The 17,370-nt window shown below is 68.3% G+C and carries 16 protein-coding genes and 1 pseudogene; 9 read left to right on the top strand and 8 right to left on the bottom strand.

The features are described 5' to 3' along the window. Positions 1–783: an alpha/beta hydrolase gene (locus ACNQS7_RS27955; RefSeq protein WP_418015093.1), complete on the top strand. Its 783-nt coding sequence runs from the start codon at positions 1–3 to the stop codon at positions 781–783. Positions 784–886: 103 nt separating this feature from the next. Continuing rightward, on the top strand, positions 887–1,222 hold the full coding sequence (locus ACNQS7_RS27950; RefSeq protein ID WP_418015092.1) for a DUF732 domain-containing protein: 336 nt from the start codon (positions 887–889) through the stop codon (positions 1,220–1,222). Between the two features lie 57 nt (positions 1,223–1,279). Here the strand turns inward: ACNQS7_RS27950 and ACNQS7_RS27945 are convergent, their stop codons facing one another. From ACNQS7_RS27945 to ACNQS7_RS27935, 3 genes are all read right to left on the bottom strand, one after another. Beyond that, entirely contained in the window at positions 1,280–1,714 is a 435-nt protein-coding gene (locus ACNQS7_RS27945; protein WP_418016184.1) for a hypothetical protein, read from the bottom strand. A gap of 112 nt (positions 1,715–1,826) precedes the next feature. After that, positions 1,827–2,357, bottom strand: coding sequence for a pyridoxamine 5'-phosphate oxidase family protein (locus tag ACNQS7_RS27940; protein WP_418015091.1), 531 nt, complete (start codon positions 2,355–2,357; stop codon positions 1,827–1,829). Between the two features lie 30 nt (positions 2,358–2,387). Further along, positions 2,388–2,873: an NUDIX domain-containing protein gene (locus ACNQS7_RS27935; RefSeq protein WP_418016183.1), complete on the bottom strand. Its 486-nt coding sequence runs from the start codon at positions 2,871–2,873 to the stop codon at positions 2,388–2,390. 206 nt (positions 2,874–3,079) lie between these two features. Here ACNQS7_RS27935 and ACNQS7_RS27930 point away from each other — a divergent pair, with 206 nt between their 5' ends. Next, positions 3,080–4,819 (top strand): NAD-binding protein, encoded by a 1,740-nt coding sequence (locus ACNQS7_RS27930; RefSeq protein ID WP_418015090.1) that lies wholly within the window; start codon positions 3,080–3,082, stop codon positions 4,817–4,819. On the opposite strand, the gene ACNQS7_RS27925 is transcribed toward ACNQS7_RS27930, so the two are convergent. Next, positions 4,820–5,698, bottom strand: coding sequence for an LLM class flavin-dependent oxidoreductase (locus ACNQS7_RS27925; protein ID WP_418015089.1), 879 nt, complete (start codon positions 5,696–5,698; stop codon positions 4,820–4,822). 39 nt (positions 5,699–5,737) lie between these two features. On the opposite strand from ACNQS7_RS27925, the gene ACNQS7_RS27920 reads away from it, so the two are divergent. Together ACNQS7_RS27920 and ACNQS7_RS27915 are read left to right on the top strand one after the other, a co-directional pair. Continuing rightward, positions 5,738–6,151 carry a VOC family protein gene (locus ACNQS7_RS27920; protein ID WP_418015088.1) on the top strand — a complete coding sequence of 138 codons (414 nt, stop codon included), beginning with the start codon at positions 5,738–5,740 and terminating at the stop codon, positions 6,149–6,151. Between the two features lie 240 nt (positions 6,152–6,391). Continuing rightward, positions 6,392–6,778, top strand: a complete 387-nt coding sequence (locus tag ACNQS7_RS27915; protein WP_418015087.1) for a VOC family protein — start codon at positions 6,392–6,394, stop codon at positions 6,776–6,778. Here ACNQS7_RS27915 and ACNQS7_RS27910 read toward each other — a convergent pair. The 3 genes and pseudogenes from ACNQS7_RS27910 to cysD form a co-directional block, all read right to left on the bottom strand. Further along, the gene (locus ACNQS7_RS27910; RefSeq protein WP_055579051.1) at positions 6,775–7,254 is read right to left on the bottom strand and encodes an Rrf2 family transcriptional regulator; all 480 of its coding nucleotides are present in this window, start codon (positions 7,252–7,254) and stop codon (positions 6,775–6,777) included. The genes ACNQS7_RS27915 and ACNQS7_RS27910 overlap by 4 nt on opposite strands. A gap of 35 nt (positions 7,255–7,289) precedes the next feature. Beyond that, the gene (gene cysC / locus ACNQS7_RS27905) at positions 7,290–9,134 is read right to left on the bottom strand and encodes an adenylyl-sulfate kinase (RefSeq protein ID WP_418015086.1); all 1,845 of its coding nucleotides are present in this window, start codon (positions 9,132–9,134) and stop codon (positions 7,290–7,292) included. Next, a pseudogene (cysD, locus tag ACNQS7_RS27900) lies at positions 9,134–10,113 on the bottom strand (sulfate adenylyltransferase subunit CysD). The gene cysC and the pseudogene cysD overlap by 1 nt, the downstream one beginning before the upstream one ends. Positions 10,114–10,424: 311 nt before the next feature. Here cysD and ACNQS7_RS27895 point away from each other — a divergent pair. The 3 genes from ACNQS7_RS27895 to ACNQS7_RS27885 are packed head-to-tail and all read left to right on the top strand — an operon-like array spanning position 10,425 to position 12,819. Continuing rightward, positions 10,425–10,910, top strand: a complete 486-nt coding sequence (locus ACNQS7_RS27895) for an ATP-dependent zinc protease (protein ID WP_418015085.1) — start codon at positions 10,425–10,427, stop codon at positions 10,908–10,910. Then, positions 10,907–11,812 carry a 30S ribosomal protein S6--L-glutamate ligase gene (gene rimK / locus ACNQS7_RS27890; protein WP_055579048.1) on the top strand — a complete coding sequence of 302 codons (906 nt, stop codon included), beginning with the start codon at positions 10,907–10,909 and terminating at the stop codon, positions 11,810–11,812. The genes ACNQS7_RS27895 and rimK overlap by 4 nt, the downstream gene beginning before the upstream one ends. Continuing rightward, a complete protein-coding gene (locus ACNQS7_RS27885) occupies positions 11,809–12,819 on the top strand; it encodes a succinylglutamate desuccinylase/aspartoacylase family protein (RefSeq protein WP_418015084.1) in 1,011 nt (336 codons plus the stop codon). The genes rimK and ACNQS7_RS27885 overlap by 4 nt, the downstream gene beginning before the upstream one ends. Positions 12,820–12,912: 93 nt before the next feature. Here the strand turns inward: ACNQS7_RS27885 and ACNQS7_RS27880 are convergent, their stop codons facing one another. Continuing rightward, positions 12,913–13,404: a beta-class carbonic anhydrase gene (locus ACNQS7_RS27880; protein ID WP_055579046.1), complete on the bottom strand. Its 492-nt coding sequence runs from the start codon at positions 13,402–13,404 to the stop codon at positions 12,913–12,915. Between the two features lie 504 nt (positions 13,405–13,908). Here ACNQS7_RS27880 and ACNQS7_RS27875 point away from each other — a divergent pair. After that, a complete protein-coding gene (locus ACNQS7_RS27875) occupies positions 13,909–17,052 on the top strand; it encodes a PE family protein (RefSeq protein ID WP_418015083.1) in 3,144 nt (1,047 codons plus the stop codon). Positions 17,053–17,370 lie beyond the last annotated feature (318 nt).

Genomic DNA, 17,370 nt, shown 5'->3' with positions numbered 1-17,370 from the left:
ATGCTCGAAGTCATCGACAAGGGCGAAACTACGGACCGGCACCCCGTGCCGTTGCTTTTCGTCCATGGCGCCTGGCATGCGGCGTGGTGCTGGGACGAGCACTTCCTCGACTTCTTCGCGAGCCACGGATACCGCGTCCTCGCCCCGAGCCTGCGCGGCCACGGCGCGAGTCCCGGCACCTTGCGCTGGGCGCGGATCCGGGACTACGTCGCCGATGTCGCCTCGGTTGCACAGTCGCTGCCGACGCCCCCGGTGGCGATCGGGCATTCGATGGGTGGCTTCGTGGTGCAGCACTTCCTGACCCGGCACACCGCCGCCGGGGCCATCCTGCTGGCGTCTATCCGGCCCGGCGGCGTGTTGCGGGTGACCGGGCGCATCGCCCGTCGCCACCCCGTACGGTTCGCCAAGGTGAACGCCCAGCTGCGGCTCGGACCGCTGGTGTCCACGCCCGCGATGGCCCGGGAACTGTTCTTCTCCCCGGGGATGCCGGAGGCGGACGTGATCTCCTATCAGCGGCGAATTGAGGACGAGTCCTACCCGGCCTTTCTGGACATGCTCGCCCTCGACCTGGTGGACACCGAACGCGTACGTCGCGTGCCCCTGCTGGTCCTGGGCGCCGAGCACGACGCAATCGTCACACCGCGCGAGACCCGTTCCATCGCAGCCGTTTACGGTACTGAGGCGGAGGTCTTCCCGGACCTGGCCCATGACGTGATGCTGGAACCCGGATGGCGCGCGGTGGCCGAGAGAATGCGGGACTGGCTGGCGGCGCACGGACTCTGATCTCCGGGCACCAAGAATCCTTTGAGAAGTTCACAAGCCGCGCGCATGAGGCTTTGGTTAACGCAAACCAGCGTCCACCACCCTCAGTAACACGGAGATAGAAATGTTCACTCGTCGTTTCACCGCTTCCCTGGCCGGCACCACCCTGACCGCCGCCACGCTCGGTCTGGCCGCCCTCGGCCTGGCCGGCACCGCGGGCGCGAGCACGGTCGACGACGCCTTCATCGCGCAGATCAAGGCTGACGGCATCACCCCGCCCAGCAGCGCGCGGGCCATCAGCGAGGCCCACGCCGTCTGCAGCGCACTCGACGCCGGACAGTCCAGCAAGCAGGTCATCAGCGGAGTGGCCACGCGGACCGGCCTGAGCAGCAGCGGTGCCCACACCTTCGCCGTCGACGCCGCCAGCGCCTACTGCCCGCAGTACGTCACCAGCGCCTGAATCCTCGACCCGATTCGCCGCCTCACAGATTGTGGGGCGGCGTTTCGTTGCGCGCGGTTACGCGCGGAACGCCGCCACCGGCATCTCGACGCTGCCCTGGCACGGACCGCTGGCGATGTCGGTGTGCCAGGAGCCGCGCAGCGAACCGTCGGACTGCGGGGTATAGAACGCCCACGACTTGGCGGGCGCCCACACTTTCGAAACTCCCTCTCCCATATAGCAATCCCACTGGAAGTCGAAGCGCTCAACCCACCGGGCGCCGTCCCAGGTGTAGTGCGAAGGCACCGAGATCGTCGGGTTGTTGGGTTTGGGGCCGTTGTTGGCGGTGGCGACGCAGGTGGCGGCCGAACACACCGTCGAGAAGACGTAGTCGGCGCTGAAAGTTTGTTCGGTTTGCTGGGCGGCAACGCTGGTGCCCGTCTTGTCGACCGCGTACCGCACCAGCGAGTATTTCCCGGTCCACGACGGTGCCGCCGCGTACGCCACCGGCATGCCGAAGGCCGGGACGAGCGCGGCGAGGATCACGAACTTCCATCCCAGGCGCATCGTGTCCATGCTGTCGGTTCGATGACGCTATCCGGTATCGGCGCGGATACGATCCCGCTCAGACCAGTTCGAACTTCGTCGCACCGAACGGTTCGGCTGTTCCGAAGGCGAACACCGTGGACGGTCGCACCCGGTAGAGATGCCAGGGCGCCGGTCCTGCCGAGGGTGCGCTGAACGGCGCGGTGAGCGCGTCACCGGCCACCTCGGCCGGCCAACCATCGTCGGCGTATACCGCTGCCACACAGGTCAATTCACCCCTTTCGGTGACCCGCTCGGCCACGCCTTCGAGGACGAGGTCAAACGGCTCGGTGGCGACGCTGAGGGTGCATCGGGCGTCACGAGCCAGATTGCGGGACTTACGGGTAGCCGGGCCGGAGGTGAAGTACCAGGTGCTGTCCACCGCTTGCACGCCCACCGGCGTCACGTGCGGACTCCCGTCGGGGTTGATCGTGGTGAGCCAGGTGGTGTGCCGGTGCGGGCCACCGGTGCCCGGCGCCTGCGGCAGCGGGCCGTGCAACACCGCTGTGACACGGTCCCACCCGATCGGCGGTGTCCCGTAGCCGTCGAGGTTGCGCTGTGTGATCCTCATACCGGGGTAGACCGTCGTCGGGCCGGAAGTTCATCGCCCCAGCAACAGAAACAGTCCGTAGGCGGCGATCGACTGCGCGTCGGCGATCACACCGTTGCGCATCATCTGCTCGACGTCCTCGCGCGGGAACCAGGCGCTGCGCATGTCCTGCTCCTCGTGCTCGCGGTCGGCATCCCCCTCCGATATTCCGGTGGCCAGAAAGACCCAGCCGCGCTGACTGCTCATGCCGGGCGCGACGTCGAGCTGGCCGAGGGCCTCGAACGAGGTTGCCCGCAGCCCGGTTTCCTCACGCAACTCCCGTTCGGCGAGCGCGGCCGGTTCCAGGTCGGCCAGATCGGGGGCGGTGCCCTGGGGGAACTCCCAGCGGCGCGCGCCCACGGGATAGCGGAACTGCTCCACCAGCCGGAATCGCGCTCCGTCATATGGCATTACGAGCGCGTAGGTCGGCTTGTCCACTACCGCATAGATCCCGGGGCTGCCGTCGGGCCGGCGGATGTCGTCTTCGCGTAGCACCATCCACGGGTTTCGGTAGGCCTCGCGCGTCGCGACGGTTTCGATAAAAGGCACAACCCAAGTATCACGACAGAATTGCGGGCGGTTCGGCTCAGGACCAAGATATGTTTCGGATCGACGCATTGGCGCGTCGTGCTGGCGTTAACCGGCGCCGTGACCGATAGTCAGTTCAAGCCGGCCGACGCCCATGTCATCGGGAGTGGGTGTTCATGCGGGACAACTCATGGCGGAGCGGGCGGGACATGGTGCGCCACATCATCGTCAGCGGTGACGACGCGTTGGCCGCGACAATCATCGAGGAACTCAACAAAGTCGGCGCCAACGTCGCGATGCTGACCGGCGACAACCTGGCAGGGGTCGACCTCAGCAACGCCGACGCGGTGGTCTGCGTCGGCGACGACGACGCGAAGAACCTCGAAATCGCCTTGCTTGCAAGGAAAGCCAACCCGCGCGTGCGGGTGGTCGCCCGCCTGGCCAACGACGTGCTGCGCGAGGCCATGGCCGCCGACAACGGGCCGGGCGCGATCCTGGATGTCGCCGACCTTGCCGCGCCTTCGGTGGTCGAATCGGTTCTGGCCTATACCGCGCACCCGTTCGATGCGGCCGGCATCCACTTCGTGGTCTCGGGTTCCGAAGCGCCGCGGGACGCGACCTTGCGCGAGATCTACGGCGATCTTGCGCCGGTGGCGGTGATCGGCGCCAAGGACTCCCCGGCTCCCGGTGAGGTGGTGGCGTGCCCCGGCCGGGACCTGCAGGTCCATGCCGGTGACTGGACGGTGATGATCGGCACCGCCGAGGAGGTGACAGCCCGCGGTCTCCAGGTTCCCCGGCCGGTGCCGACGCGCTCCGGCCGGCCCCGGATGCACCGTGGCATGGACGCCGTGCGCACCGTGCGTGACGAAGTGAACCCGATGTTTTACCGGGCGTTGGGGGCGGCGCTGGCCCTGCTGGTGGTGTCGACGGTGGTGCTGCGCTTCTGCTACCGGATGCCGGGCATGAATTGGATCGACGCCCTGTACTTCACCACCGAGACCATCGCGACCGTGGGTTACGGCGACTTCAGCTTCGCCAACCAGCCGATCTGGTTGCGGCTGTTCAGCATCATGCTGATGTTCGCCGGCGTCACCACCACCGCATTGCTGGTGGCCTTCGTCGCCGACCTGTTGTTGTCGCGTCGTTTCGTTCGCTCGGCCGGGCGCTCGCGGGTACGCCACATGCGCAACCACATCATCGTCGTCGGGCTCGGTTCTTTCGGCAGCCGCGTGGTCAGCGACCTGGTCGCCGCCGGATGCGACGTCGCCGTGATCGAGCTCGACGACAACAACCGGTACCTTGCCTCGGCGGCCGAACTCGATGTCCCGGTGATCTTCGGCGATGCGACCCTGCGCCAGACGCTGGAATATGCCGGTGTCGAGAAGGCGCGCGCGGTGGCCGTGCTGACCCAGGACGACATGGTCAACATCGAGGTCGGCATCGTCTTGCGGGAGATGTTGCAGGCCCGCCCGCATCGCAGGCCGCACCGCAAGCACGTTCCGCTGGTGTTGCGGGTGTACGACCGGTCGCTGGGTTCCGCGGTAGCACAGCGGTTCGGGTTCAACCACGTTCGCTCCACGGTCGACCTGGCGGCGCCCTGGTTCATCGGCGCCGCAATGGGACTGCAGGTGCTCGGGACGTTCTCCGTCGGGCAACGCTCGTTCATGGTGGGCGGCATGTGCGTCGCCTCCGGCAGCGAGCTGGACGGCAAGCCCATGCACGAGTTGTCCACGCAGACACGGGTCATTGCGATTACCGGTCCCGACGGGCAGGTCAAGCTGCATCCGCGCCGCGATGCCCGCCTGGAAGGCGGCGACACCGTGTACCTGGTGGGCCCGTATCGCGAACTGCTGGCCACCTTGCGCAAAGGACTGCCGACGGATCAGTCCGCCGTGCACGAAGCGGCCGCGGGCTGATCAGAGGGCGGCGACGACGTCCGCAGCGCGGCGCAGCTGCTCGATGTCCGAGCTGGTGGGAATGAGCTGCACCTCGTGAGTACCGATGTCGGCGAACCTCTTGAGCACCGCGACAAGGTCCTCTTCGGTGCCCGCCCAACCGGTCATCGGGGCCATGGCGTCGACGTACTCGGCCGGGATCCAGTTCATGTAGCGCCGCAGATGCCGGTGCACCTGGCCCCGGGCGTCGTCGGCGTCGCCGAACGCGAACCAGAACGAGGTGGCCAGGTGGGGCTCCGGTTTGCCGGCCTCGTTCCAGGCCGTGCGTGCGACGTCGAAGAGTTCGTTCTGCTTGGCGACATCGAGGTCCAGGGTGGTTCCGGCCATTCCGTCGGCCCAGGCCGCCGCGCTGCGCACCGTCTTCGGTCCGATCGTGCCGACGTGCAGCGGCGGGCCACCTTCTTGCACCGGCGGGGGGCCTACCGGCCGCACCGACTCGGTGGTCTTCTCCCCGGCCCACACGCGTTTCATGACGGCGACCCGTTCGGCCATGCCACGGATCGTCTGCGTCTTGGGATCGGCGCCGACGGCGTTGTAATCCTCGTGCCGGCCGCCGACCCCGATGCCGACCGTTAGGCGGCCACCGCTGAGCATGTCGCCGGTGGCCAGGCCCTTGGCCAGCATCACCGGGTCATGCAATTGCGGGACGATCACCGTCGTCACCAGCCGCACCCGTTGCGTCCACGCCGAGATAGCACCTAACAGCGTCAGGCTGTCCGGGTTGTCGAAGGCGATGCGCTCGCCCCAACACAGCGAGGAGAACGGGCCCTCGTCGATCGCTTGCGCCCACTGCCGCAGCAGCCCCGCGTCCAGGTCGGGCTCCATCACGGGCATGGTCATACCTATCTGCACGTAACTGATTCTGGCAGCATGGGGTGGATGGGTTTAACGAGCACGTCAATTGCACACGTCCGGCTCACTGTCACCGACATCGAACGGTCGCGGCAGTTCTACGAGAGCGTGTTCGACTGGCCGGTGCTCATCGAGGCACCGGAGAACGCCGACGAAGCGACCCGGCGGCGGTTGGGGTTTTTGTTCGGCGGCGTGATCTACGACATGGGCGGCGGGCTGCTGGGGTTGCGACCGGTGGCCGACGACCGCTTCGACGAGAACCGGTGCGGGTTGGACCACATCGCGTTCCGGGTCGGCAGCAAGGCTGAATTAGATTCTGCGGCAGAGCATCTCGACGAGCTGGGGATCGCCCACGAGCCGATCAAGGACATCGGGCCGTCGTACATTCTGGAGTTCCGCGACCCGGACAACATCGCGCTGGAGCTGACGGCGCCGAAATAGGGTTTGGCCGCGCGCGCGGCCGCGAGCGGCCCCAAATGCACGGCCGCCGCGGCGTGTCGGGGGCAACACGCGCGCGCTCGCGCGGGTTGGGGGCGGGGCTCAGGTGCGCGCGGCCGCGAGCGGCCCCAAATGCACGGCCGCCGCGGCGTGTCGGGGGCAACACGCGGGCGCTCGCGCGGGCCCGGGGGGCGGAAGGGGCCATGGGGCAAGGTCGCCAAAGAGAGGAGACTGGCGAGAACTATGAGCATCAGCTTCAACCACACCATCGTCGCGTCGCGCGACAAGCGGGAATCCGCAGAGTTCCTGGCCGAATTGTTCGGCCTGCCCAGCCCCACACCGTTCGGCCCGTTCCTGGTCGTCGCCCTCGACCACGGCGCCTCCCTGGACTACGCCGACGTCGCCGAGGGCGAGCAGATCCGGCCGCAGCATTACGCGTTCCTGGTCTCCGAGGCCGAATTCGACGCCATTTACGGCAAGATCACGGCCCGCGGCCTGGCCCACTGGGCGGACCCGCGTGCCCAACGGCCCGGGGAGATCAACACCCGTGACGGGGGCCGCGGCGTCTACTTCCGCGACCCGGCCGGGCACGCGATGGAGATCCTGACCAGGCCCTACGGCTCCGGTTAGCCGCGCGCGGCGCCGTGTCGATGGCTTTCCTGGTCGCGGTAGTCGTCGGCCATCTGCGCAACGTGCTCGGGCAGGGTGCCGTTGGCGACGTCGGCCACGGTCGTTTCTTCCAGCACCGACCGCATGCTCGCCCGCAGAGCCCGCCACACGTCGGTGAGCGCAACCGTCGGCCCGGAATAGGGCAGGTCGCCCAGCCCGATGTCGCGGACGCTCGCCAGCGGGCCGTCAATACAGCGCAGCACATCGGCGATGCTGATCTCGGTTCCCGGCCGCGCCAGCTCGTACCCGCCCTCACGTCCCCGGTGACTGCGCACCAGGCGGTCGGTCCGCAAATTGGTCAGGATGTCGACGAGGAACTGCGGCGGAATGCCCTGGGCCTGGGCCAGCTCGTCGGTTTTGACCAAGGTGCCACTGGGGACAGTGGCGAGCTGGACCATCGCCCGCACGGCGTACTCCGCCTTGGCCGACATCCGCATGACCAGGATTGTGCCAGCCCTGCGCGCCGGCCCTCTTAGGCGCGCACTTCCAGCATGTCGATCACACTCTGCGCCTGCTCTTCGACACTACGGTCGGCGGTGAGCCGCAGATCCGGGTTCTTGGGCCGCTGGTACGGGCTGTCGATCCCGGTGAAGTGGGTGATCTCCCCCGCCCGCGCCTTGGCGTACAACCCTTTGGGGTCGCGCCGTTCACACTCCTTGAGCGGGGTGTCGCAGAACACCTCGAAGAACTCAAAGCCCGCGTCGGCGTGGACCTTACGGGCCATCTCACGGTGCTCGGCCAACGGGCTGATCGCCGGCACCAGCACGATCTGGCCCGAATCCGCGAGCAGCGTGGCCACGTGCGCCAGCCGGCGCAGGTTCTCCGCCCGGTCAGCCATGCTGAAGCCGAGGTCGGCGTTCAGGCCGTGTCGCAGGTTGTCGCCGTCGAGAACGTAAGCGGGAATGCCCTTTTCGAGCAACTTCTGCTCGACCAGCATGGCCACCGATGACTTGCCGGCGCCGGACAATCCGGTGAGCCACACCGTCCTGCCCTGAATCGCGCGGTCACTGGCGGTCACCAGTGACTTGTGCCGCACGGTGTTCGGGCTGGCCTTCTGAGCCGCCACGTCACGCAACACCATGCCGGCCGCCACCGTGCCGTTGGTATCGGGGTCGATCAGGATGAACGACCCGGTGCTGGCGTTGCGGGAATACTCGTCGAGCAGCAGCGGCACCTGGGTGCGTAACGAGATGCGGCCGAGTTCGTTGAGCTTCAAAGCCGTTGCCGTCTTGTCGCGGTGCAGGGTGTTGACGTCGAGCCGGTAATCCAGCCCGGTGATCCGCGCGCGGGTGGTTCGGGTGGTGTGCTTGATGACATAGTCGCGGCCGGGCTCCAGCGCCGACCCGTCGGCCATCCAGCACACGGTGGCGTCGAACTGCTGGGCGACCCGGGGCTGATTGTTGGTGCGGGCAATCATGTCGCCGCGGGATATGTCGATGTCATCGGTCAGACTCACCGACACCGCCATCGGCGGAAAAGCCTCTGTCACGGGACCATTCGGACCCTCGATGGCGGCGACGCGGGTGGCCTTGCCGATCGGCAGCACCACCACCTCGTCACCGGGACGCATCACGCCACTGGCCACGGTGCCGGCATAGCTGCGGTGGTCCTGATGCTCATGGGTGTGCGGGCGGATGACGTACTGCACGGGGAACCGCACGTCGACCAGGTTGCGGTCACCGGCGATGAAGACCTCTTCGAGGTGCGACAGCAGCGCCGGGCCCTCGTACCAGGGTGTCTGCTCGGACTTGGTCACCACGTTGTCGCCGTGCAGTGCGGAGATCGGGATGGTGGCGACGTCCTGCACATCCAGACGCGCCGCGAAGGCGTGGAAGTCGTCCCGGATCGCCTCGAATTGCTCTTTGTCCCAACCGATCAGGTCCATCTTGTTGACGGCCAGCACAATGTGCTGGATGCCCAGCAGCGACGCGAGGAAGGCGTGCCGGCGCGACTGCTCCAGCAGGCCGTGCCGCGCGTCGACGAGCACGATCACCAGCTGCGCGGTGGAGGCGCCGGTCACCATGTTGCGGGTGTACTGAATGTGCCCGGGAGTGTCGGCGATGATGAATTTCCGCTTGGGAGTAGCGAAATAGCGGTAGGCGACGTCGATGGTGATGCCCTGCTCACGCTCGGCGCGCAGGCCGTCGGTCACCAGAGCGAGGTCGGTGTAGTCGTGACCGCGGTCCTTGGACGTCTTCTCGACGGCCGCCCACTGATCCTCCATCACGGCCTTGGAGTCGTAGAGCAACCGCCCGATCAGCGTGGACTTGCCGTCGTCGACCGAACCCGCGGTCGCCAAGCGCAGAAGTGTCGCCATCAGAAGTACCCCTGCCGCTTACGGTCTTCCATGCCGGCCTCCGAAATCCGGTCGTCTGCCCTGGTGGCTCCGCGTTCTGTCAATCGTGACACCGCAGTCTCGGCAATGACCTCCGACACGGTGGCCGCCTCGGATTCCACACAGCCGGTGCAGGTGACGTCGCCAACGGTGCGGAACCGCACCGAGGTCTCGAACACCTTCTCGTCGGCGCGCGGCTGCAGGTGCCGGTGCATCGCCAGCAGCATGCCGTCGCGCTGAAAAACCTTGCGGCGGTGCGCAAAATAGATCGACGGCAATTTGACCTTCTCGGCGCCGATGTAGGACCAGATGTCGAACTCGGTCCAGTTGGACAGCGGGAAGACCCGGATGTGCTCACCCTTGTGGTGACGCCCGTTGTAGAGGTTCCACAACTCGGGACGCTGCGCCTTCGGGTCCCATTGGCCGAACTCGTCGCGGAAGCTGAACACCCGCTCCTTGGCCCGCGCCTTCTCCTCGTCACGCCGGGCACCGCCGAAGGCCGCATCGAACTTGTTCTCCGCGATGGCGCGCAGCAGCGTCACGGTCTGCAGTGGGTTGCGCGAGGGAATGGTCTCCACCACCCGGCCCGCATCGATGTCGTCCTGCACCGAGGCCACCACCAGCCGCACCCCGGCTTCCTCGACCAGCTCGTCGCGGGTCTGCAGGACCTCGTCGAAGTTGTGACCGGTGTCCACGTGCATAACCGGGAACGGCAGTCGTCCGGGCCGAAAAGCCTTGAGCGCCAAGTGCAACATGACGATCGAGTCCTTGCCGCCGGAGAACAGCAGTACCGGCCGCTCGAACTCGGCGGCGACTTCTCGGATGATGTGGATTGCCTCGGCCTCGAGCGAGCGCAGATGGCTCAACTCGTACTGACCGACGGCGGGGCCGGCTTTGACGTCGGTAGTCATCAGCATCGTTTCCCGGTTAAGTTGGTTGGATTGACCAGATTTACGGTTATTTCATGTATATAACCAGCGCCGTACGCCGGTGTCAATGCCGCATTTCCTGGGAGGGAGGGACGCCTCCCCCTCGCGAGCAGACGCGAACTCGCACGATATGGGCCCATATCGTGCGAGTTCGCGTCTGCTCGCCCCCGGGGCGCGGGGCCGCTGCGGGGATGGCGCGGACGCGCTGCGGTCAAGCGGCCGGGGCACCCGGATTCGCGCCGGCGCGGGTGATAGATTCCGGCTTCTACGCCGGCGCCGAGGACGATCGCGCGGCCCTCGGCGCTCCTGTCCAACACAGTTCCGGTCGGAGTCCTACACGTCCATGGCGGGCAACATCGATAACGGCGAATGCACGCTGCTCGGATGGCGGGAGTGGGTGTCACTGCCCGACCTGGGGATCGAACACATCAAGTGCAAGGTGGACACCGGCGCCCGAACCTCCGCGTTGCACGCGTTCTTCGTCGAACCGCTGGTGGAGAACGGGCGGCGACGCGTGCGGTTCGGGATGCGCCCACTGCAGCACGACGTGAGCATCGAACAGATCTGCCTCGCCGACGTCCTCGACGAGCGGGTGGTCGCGGATTCCGGCGGGCACCGCGAGCAACGCTTCGTCATCGAGACCACGGTCGAGGTCTCCGGTGAGCGTTTCCGGGCCGAGATGACGCTCACCGATCGGGAGACGATGCGCTTCCGGATGCTCCTCGGGCGAACCGCGCTGAGCGGACGCTTCCACGTCGACCCGGCCCGCTCCTACCTGTCCGGACGACCGCGCCGGGGTGCCCTCCGGATGCCGGGAGCCCCGCGATGAGGATCGCCGTGCTCTCCCGAAACCCGAAGCTCTACTCCACCCGCCGCCTGGTCGAGGCCGCCGAGCATCGCGGGCACGACGTCGTGGTGCTCGATCACCTCAAGTGCTACATGGACATCGCCTCGCACGATCCGGCGGTGCACTATCGCGGTGAGGAGCTGGAGTCCTTCGACGCGGTCATTCCCCGCATCGGCGCGTCGGTGACGTTCTACGGCTCGGCCGTGGTGCGTCAGTTCGAGATGATGGGCACGTACTGCCTGAACGAGTCGGTCGCGATCACCCGGTCACGCGACAAACTGCGCTCGCTGCAGATCCTGGCGCGCGCCGGAATCGGGCTGCCGGTCACCGCCTTCGCCCACTCCACCGACGCGACCTCCGAGCTGATCGAGATCGTCGGCGGCGCACCGCTTGTGGTGAAGCTGCTCGAGGGAACCCAGGGCAAGGGCACCGTGCTGTGCGAAACACGCTCGGCGGCCGAGGCCATCATTGAGGCCTTCCGGGGGCTGCAGGCGAACTTCCTGGTACAGGAGTACATCAAGGAGGCGCACGGCGCGGACCTCCGCTGCTTCGTGATCGGCAACAAGGTGGTCGCGGCGATGAAGCGCCAGGCGAAGCCCGGCGAGTTCCGCTCCAACCTGCACCGCGGCGGTGCCGCCTCGCTGATCCGGCTCACGCCGGAGGAACGCTCGACCGCGGTGCGTGCCGCACAACGCCTAGGCCTGAACGTGTCCGGTGTGGACATCTTGCGGTCGAATCACGGTCCAGTGGTGCTGGAGGTCAATTCCTCGCCCGGCCTGGAAGGCATTGAAGAGGCAACCAAGCGCGACGTCGCCAAGCTCATCATCGAGTTCATCGAGAAGCACGCCCGGCACGGCAAGACCAAAACCCGGGGCAAAGGTTGAGTGCCGACGTGGTGATCGGTGGCACCTCGATCGCGCCGGGTACCCGCACCACCATCGAGCTGCCGATTCCGCAGCTTTACACGCACACGCCGCTGACGATGCCGGTGCAGGTGGTGCGGGGCCGGCGCGATGGCCCGCGGCTGTTCGTGTGCGCCGCGGTGCACGGCGACGAACTGAACGGGGTGGAGATCATCCGGCGGCTGTTGCGCCGGCCTGCGCTGGCGAAGTTGCGGGGGACGCTGATCGCGATCCCGATCGTGAACGTCTACGGAGTGCTCCACCACTCGCGGTACCTTCCGGACCGGCGCGACCTCAACCGCTCGTTCCCCGGCTCCGGGCGCGGGTCGTTGACCGCGAAACTCGCCGACCGCTTCATGACCGAGATCGTCGCAAAGTGCACCCACGGCATCGACCTGCACACCGCGGCCATCCATCGCGACAATCTGCCGCAGATCCGCGGCAATCTCGACGACCCCGAGACACTCGCTCTGGCGCGCAGCTTCGGGGTGCCGGTGCTGATCAACGCCGCGGTCCGCGACGGCTCGCTGCGCGAGGCGGCCGCGGCGTTGGGCATCCCGACGCTGCTCTACGAGGCCGGCGAGGCGCTGCGCTTCGCCGAGTTGTCGATAGGACCCGGGGTGCAGGGCATCATCAACGTGATGCGAAAGCTCGGCATGCTCCCGTCGTCACACCGGCGCCGCGCCCGCGCCGAGCCGTTCGTGGCGCGCTCGAGCTCGTGGGTGCGCGCGCCGGAGAGCGGGATGTTCCGCGCCGCGAAGCCGCTCGGCGCCCGGGTGGAGCGCGGAGAACAGATCGGCACGATCGCCGATCCCTTCGGCGACGCCGAAATCGCTGTCACCGCAGAACATTCGGGTCTGGTGATCGGACGAAGCCAGCTGCCGATCGTGCACCAGGGTGATGCGCTGTTCCACGTCGCGCGCTTCGAAGACGTCGTCGAAGTCGCCCAGCATGTGGAGGACTTCCAGGCCGCGCACGAAGACGGGTGATCTTTGCCGTGCGGGGCCGCGCCGGTTTCCCCGCGAGCAGACGCGAAATCGCCTCATTTCGGCACGAAACGGGCGATTTCGCGTCTGCTCGCGCTAGAGGGTGACCTCTTCGAGCTTGCCGGTCGCGACGTCGAAGATGAACCCTCGCAACGACTCATGCTTGGTGACGAACGGACTGTTCTCGATCCGGCGCAATGACTGGCGGACGTCCTCGGCGATGTCGGGGAACGCCTCGGCCGCCCACGGCGGCTTCACGCCGGTCTCCTCCTGGATGCTGCGCTTGAACTCGTCGTCGTTGAAAGTCAGCATGCCGCAGTCGGTGTGGTGGATGAGGATGATCTCCTTGGTCCCCAACAGTCGCTGGGAGATCGCCAAGGACCGGATGGCGTCATCGGTGGCCACGCCGCCGGCGTTGCGGATGACGTGCGACTCCCCCTCGTTTATCCCGAGCGCGCGGTAGACGTCGAGGCGGGCGTCCATGCACGCCAACACCGCGACGTGCTTGCTCGGCGGCAGCGGCAGCGGCCCGTGAAAGGAGCTCGCGTAGTTGGCGTTGTTGGCCAGGTAGTCGTCGGTAACCGTCACGCAAGTCTCCCTCGGGTGTCGCGGTGCGGAAATTCGCCAACCAGATCGATGGCGCGAGGAAGCTTAGCAATCGCCGCCCACCGTTTCACTGCTCAAAATCAGCGCGCGCGTAATCGGCACTCCCAGTTACGTCCGCTCCACAAACTCCGAACGCGCTTGCGCTCTGTTCTTGGCGTCCTAGCGGTGGCAGCAGACTCGGTTGACATCGAGCAGGCCGGTCAGACCTGTCAGCCCGAGCGGGCCTGCGCCGGCACCAGCCATAGCACTCCTCAGCCGCACCGCTATCACCACCTCTTCTGCCCCTCCGCCACCGCCTGAGTATGCGCGCGCTTCAAGTGAGTCAAATTTGTACGCACTGGTACCCAAGAAGCGCAAATTAAACAATACCAACATAACCTTTGTAAAAGATTTGCATTTTTTATTCTCCTATCGACACAGCATCGATAGTCTGGCCCAGCTCGCCTACCTGCGCATACGACAAAAATGAAAATGGAGGCTCGATACATGTCCTACGTAATCGCCACGCCTGAATTGCTGACGTCGGCCGCGAGGGATCTGGCGAATATCGGAAATGTAATCAGCCAGGCGAGCGCTTCTGCGGAGGGCCCGACAATTTCAGTAATTACCGCCGCAGCAGATGAGGTGTCGCTGCAGATAGCGGCACTCTTCAACGCACACGGTCAGTCTTTCCAGGCGGCCAACGCCCAGGCGACGGCTTTTCACACGCAGTTCGTGGCGGCCTTGGATTCCAGTGCCAACTTATATGCCAGCGCCGAAGCCACATCACAGAGTCTGCTCAGCGTGGTTAACGCACCTACCCAGGCGTTGCTGGGCCGTCCGCTGATCGGCAACGGCGCCAATGGCGCCGCGGGCACCGGCGCGAACGGAGGCGACGGAGGAATCTTGATCGGCAACGGTGGCGCCGGCGGGTCGGGTGCTAGTGGCGCCATTGGCGGGGCCGGCGGCCGCGGCGGTGCCGCGGGGTTGCTATTCGGCACGCCCGGCAACGGCGGTGCGGGCGGCCACGGACTAGCCGGGGTTGGCGGTGCCGGCGGTCAAGGCGGGGCCGCTGGGCTATTCAGCGCCGGTGGGGTTGGCGGCACCGGCGGCGTGGGGACCACCGGCGGGGCCGGCGGCGCCGGCGGCGCCGGCCTGTTCGGCGACGGCGGAGCCGGCGGCGACGGAGGGTACAACTTCACCCCTGGGGGCATCGGCGGAAAGGGCGGTGCCGGCGGGACGAGCATGTTCGTCGGCAATGGTGGAGCCGGCGGTCTCGGCGGTGGCGGGCAGGCGACCGGTGGCGCGGGTGGACAGGGCGGCAATGCCGGCGCGTTCTACGGCAACGGCGGTGTGGGCGGCGCCGGCGCCGCCGCCGCCAACGCGCCCGGCACTACCGGCGGGGCCGGCGGTGCCGGCGGCAACGCCGGCTTTTTCCACGGCGACGGTGGCGCCGGCGGCGCCGGCGGGGTCGCGGGAGCCGCAGGCGGCGCCGGCGGCTCCGGTGGCAACGCCGCCACACTCTCCGGCACGGGCGGGACCGGCGGTGCCGGTGGCACCAGCTTCGGCGTCGGCGGGGCAGGCGGACTCGGCGGCAATGCCGGCGCACTGTTCGGCACCGGCGGAGCCGGCGGAGCAGGAGCATTCGGCCAAGTCAACGGCGGAGCGGGCGGCGCCGGCGGTAACGGCGGTACGATCCTGGGCGACGGAGGGATTGGCGGCTCCGGCGGGTTCGGCGGCAAGGGCGCCGGCGGCAATGGCGGCAGCGGCGGCAACGCCGCCACGCTCTTTGGCACCGGCGGGAACGCCGGGCACGGCGGCGCGGGCGACACGGTTGGTGGGGCGGGCGGCCGCGGCGGCAACAGCGGCGGCCTTGCCGGCTCCGGCGGAGCCGGCGGAAACGGCAATTCCGGCGTGGTCAGCGGCGCCGGGGGCGCCGGCGGTAACGCCGTTGGCCTGTTCGGTGACGGCGGCACTGGCGGCAACGGCGGACTGGCCGGTAGTGGCGCAGGTGGCACCGGCGGGGCCGGCGGCAAGGCCGCATTGATCGGCAACGGCGGCAACGCCGGCGCGGGTGGCGAAGGTGGCCCGTTCGCCGGAGGTAACGGCGGTAGAGGCGGCGACGCACAACTGATCGGGTTGGGCGGAAACGGTGGCAACGCCGGGCTGGGCGCCCCAGCGGGCGCGGCCGGCGCCAATGGCACCGCCGGGATCGCCACCTCGAACCAGGCTCTGCTCGATGTCATCAACGCACCAACCCAGGCACTGCTGGGACGCCCGCTGATCGGTAACGGCGCCAACGGCGCACCGGGAACCGGCGCCGCCGGCGGGGACGGCGGAATCTTGATGGGCAACGGCGGAGCCGGCGGCTCCGGCGCGATCGGCGCTGACGGCGGGGCTGGGGGCAGAGGTGGATCCGCCGGACTGTTCTCCGGCACGGCTGGGTTCGGCGGCGACGGCGGTACCGGGGTCGGTCTAGGTGGCACCGGCGGCCAGGGCGGGGCTGGCGGGCTGTTCAGCGCCGGCGGCTCCGGCGGGAGCGGCGGAATCGGTGGCCTCATCGGCGGAGCCGGCGGCAACGGCGGTGTCGGGCTCTTTGCTCACGGCGGCCACGGCGGCACCGGAGGAATAGGCCTTGGCACCGGCGGCCATGGCGGGAACGGCGGGGCCAGCCTTATTTCCGGCAACGGCGGAATCGGCGGGGCCGGCGCCTTCGGCGGCGCCGACGCCGGCGGCGCCGGCGGCGCCGGCGGCAACGCCGGTGTGTTGTCCGGTAACGGCGGCGCCGGCGGGGCAGGGGGCGGCGCACCCGCCGGTACCGCAGGAGGCGCCGGCGGAACCGGCGGTAACGCCGGCTCGTTCTTCGGTACCGGTGGCGCTGGCGGCAGCGGTGGCGCAGGCAACACCGTCGGCGGGGCAGGCGGTCTCGGCGGCAATGGCGCCACCTTGTCCGGCACCGGCGGCGCTGGTGGAGCAGGCGGGCTCGGACTTGACACTGGCGGGGTTGGCGGGGCCGGTGGATCCGCCAACTCATACTTTGGCAACGGCGGGGCCGGCGGGGCCGGCGGGATCGGCGTCGGTGCAGGCGGCGGCGCCGCCGGCGGCAACGGAGGCAATGCGGGGACGTTCTACGGCACCGGCGGGGCCGGCGGGACCGGCGGTGGCGGCACCACCGCCGCCGGTGCGACCGGCGGACGCGGCGGCGACGGCGCCCTACTCACCGGCAACGGCGGAATCGGCGGAAGCGGCGGTTTCGGCACTTTCGCCGGCGGCGGCGGTGCAGGCGGCAGCAGCGGCATCTACGGGAACGGCGGTGCCGGCGGGAACGGCGGTGTCGGAGCTGTCGGCGGAATCGGCGGTGCGGGTGGCACAGCCACCGGCCTCCTCGGCGACGGCGGGACCGGCGGCGCTGGCGGCGCAGGTGGGGCCCTCGGCGGCTTCGGCGGCTTCGGCGGCAGGTCCGGACTGTTCGGTGATGGTGGGAACGGCGGCGCAGGCGGCGACGGCATCGGCGCGGTGCCCGGCGGCCTCGGCGGCTTTGGCGGAAACGCAATTGTGCTAGGCACCGGCGGCAATGGAGGAAACGGCGGGACCGGTACGCCGCCGGGTCCGTCCGGCATCAACGGAGTCGACGGGGTGCTGCAACGGTAGGGCACAACCGGACTGACGCCGTGTCGCTCACTGACAATCGTGGGGGCCGAAGGAGGGCTACGGCCCCCTCCGGCCCCCACGTGTCAGCCACCAAGTGCAATCGGCAGCCGTAGATCGTGATGATCGCGCAATGACCGGCCGTTCTGGCGGCTAAGTGACCTCGGTCTCCTCCGCGGCCGCAGCCCGCCCGTCACCCGAACCTGCGTTCGCGCAGGCCTACCATTTCGTCCACCGTTTGTCGGGGCTGGCGGGTTTCGGCCGGTGGTCAACGGCAGCACGGCCATCCGCCGCCGCGCTACCGCCCTGCGGAAAGCCGCA

The sequence above is a fragment of the Mycobacterium sp. 23 genome (assembly GCF_048287075.1).
In the GTDB taxonomy this organism is placed as follows: domain Bacteria; phylum Actinomycetota; class Actinomycetes; order Mycobacteriales; family Mycobacteriaceae; genus Mycobacterium; species Mycobacterium gordonae_B.
Note: the sequence above shows the minus strand (reverse complement) of the source record. Positions and strands in the feature narration are given on the sequence as shown.

Excerpts from the sequence above, each read along its gene's own strand:
- ACNQS7_RS27945 (WP_418016184.1), bottom strand. The coding sequence starts at position 1,714 with ATGCCGGTGGCGTACGCGGCGGCACCGTCGTGGACCGGGAAATACTCG.
- ACNQS7_RS27930 (WP_418015090.1), top strand. The coding sequence starts at position 3,080 with ATGCGGGACAACTCATGGCGGAGCGGGCGGGACATGGTGCGCCACATC.
- rimK (WP_055579048.1), top strand. The coding sequence starts at position 10,907 with ATGAGGATCGCCGTGCTCTCCCGAAACCCGAAGCTCTACTCCACCCGC.
- ACNQS7_RS27920 (WP_418015088.1), top strand. The coding sequence starts at position 5,738 with ATGGGTTTAACGAGCACGTCAATTGCACACGTCCGGCTCACTGTCACC.
- ACNQS7_RS27915 (WP_418015087.1), top strand. The coding sequence starts at position 6,392 with ATGAGCATCAGCTTCAACCACACCATCGTCGCGTCGCGCGACAAGCGG.
- ACNQS7_RS27895 (WP_418015085.1), top strand. The coding sequence starts at position 10,425 with ATGGCGGGCAACATCGATAACGGCGAATGCACGCTGCTCGGATGGCGG.
- ACNQS7_RS27955 (WP_418015093.1), top strand. The coding sequence starts at position 1 with ATGCTCGAAGTCATCGACAAGGGCGAAACTACGGACCGGCACCCCGTG.
- ACNQS7_RS27950 (WP_418015092.1), top strand. The coding sequence starts at position 887 with ATGTTCACTCGTCGTTTCACCGCTTCCCTGGCCGGCACCACCCTGACC.
- ACNQS7_RS27910 (WP_055579051.1), bottom strand. The coding sequence starts at position 7,254 with ATGCGGATGTCGGCCAAGGCGGAGTACGCCGTGCGGGCGATGGTCCAG.
- ACNQS7_RS27935 (WP_418016183.1), bottom strand. The coding sequence starts at position 2,873 with ATGGTGCTACGCGAAGACGACATCCGCCGGCCCGACGGCAGCCCCGGG.
- ACNQS7_RS27925 (WP_418015089.1), bottom strand. The coding sequence starts at position 5,698 with ATGACCATGCCCGTGATGGAGCCCGACCTGGACGCGGGGCTGCTGCGG.
- ACNQS7_RS27875 (WP_418015083.1), top strand. The coding sequence starts at position 13,909 with ATGTCCTACGTAATCGCCACGCCTGAATTGCTGACGTCGGCCGCGAGG.
- cysC (WP_418015086.1), bottom strand. The coding sequence starts at position 9,134 with ATGGCGACACTTCTGCGCTTGGCGACCGCGGGTTCGGTCGACGACGGC.
- ACNQS7_RS27940 (WP_418015091.1), bottom strand. The coding sequence starts at position 2,357 with ATGAGGATCACACAGCGCAACCTCGACGGCTACGGGACACCGCCGATC.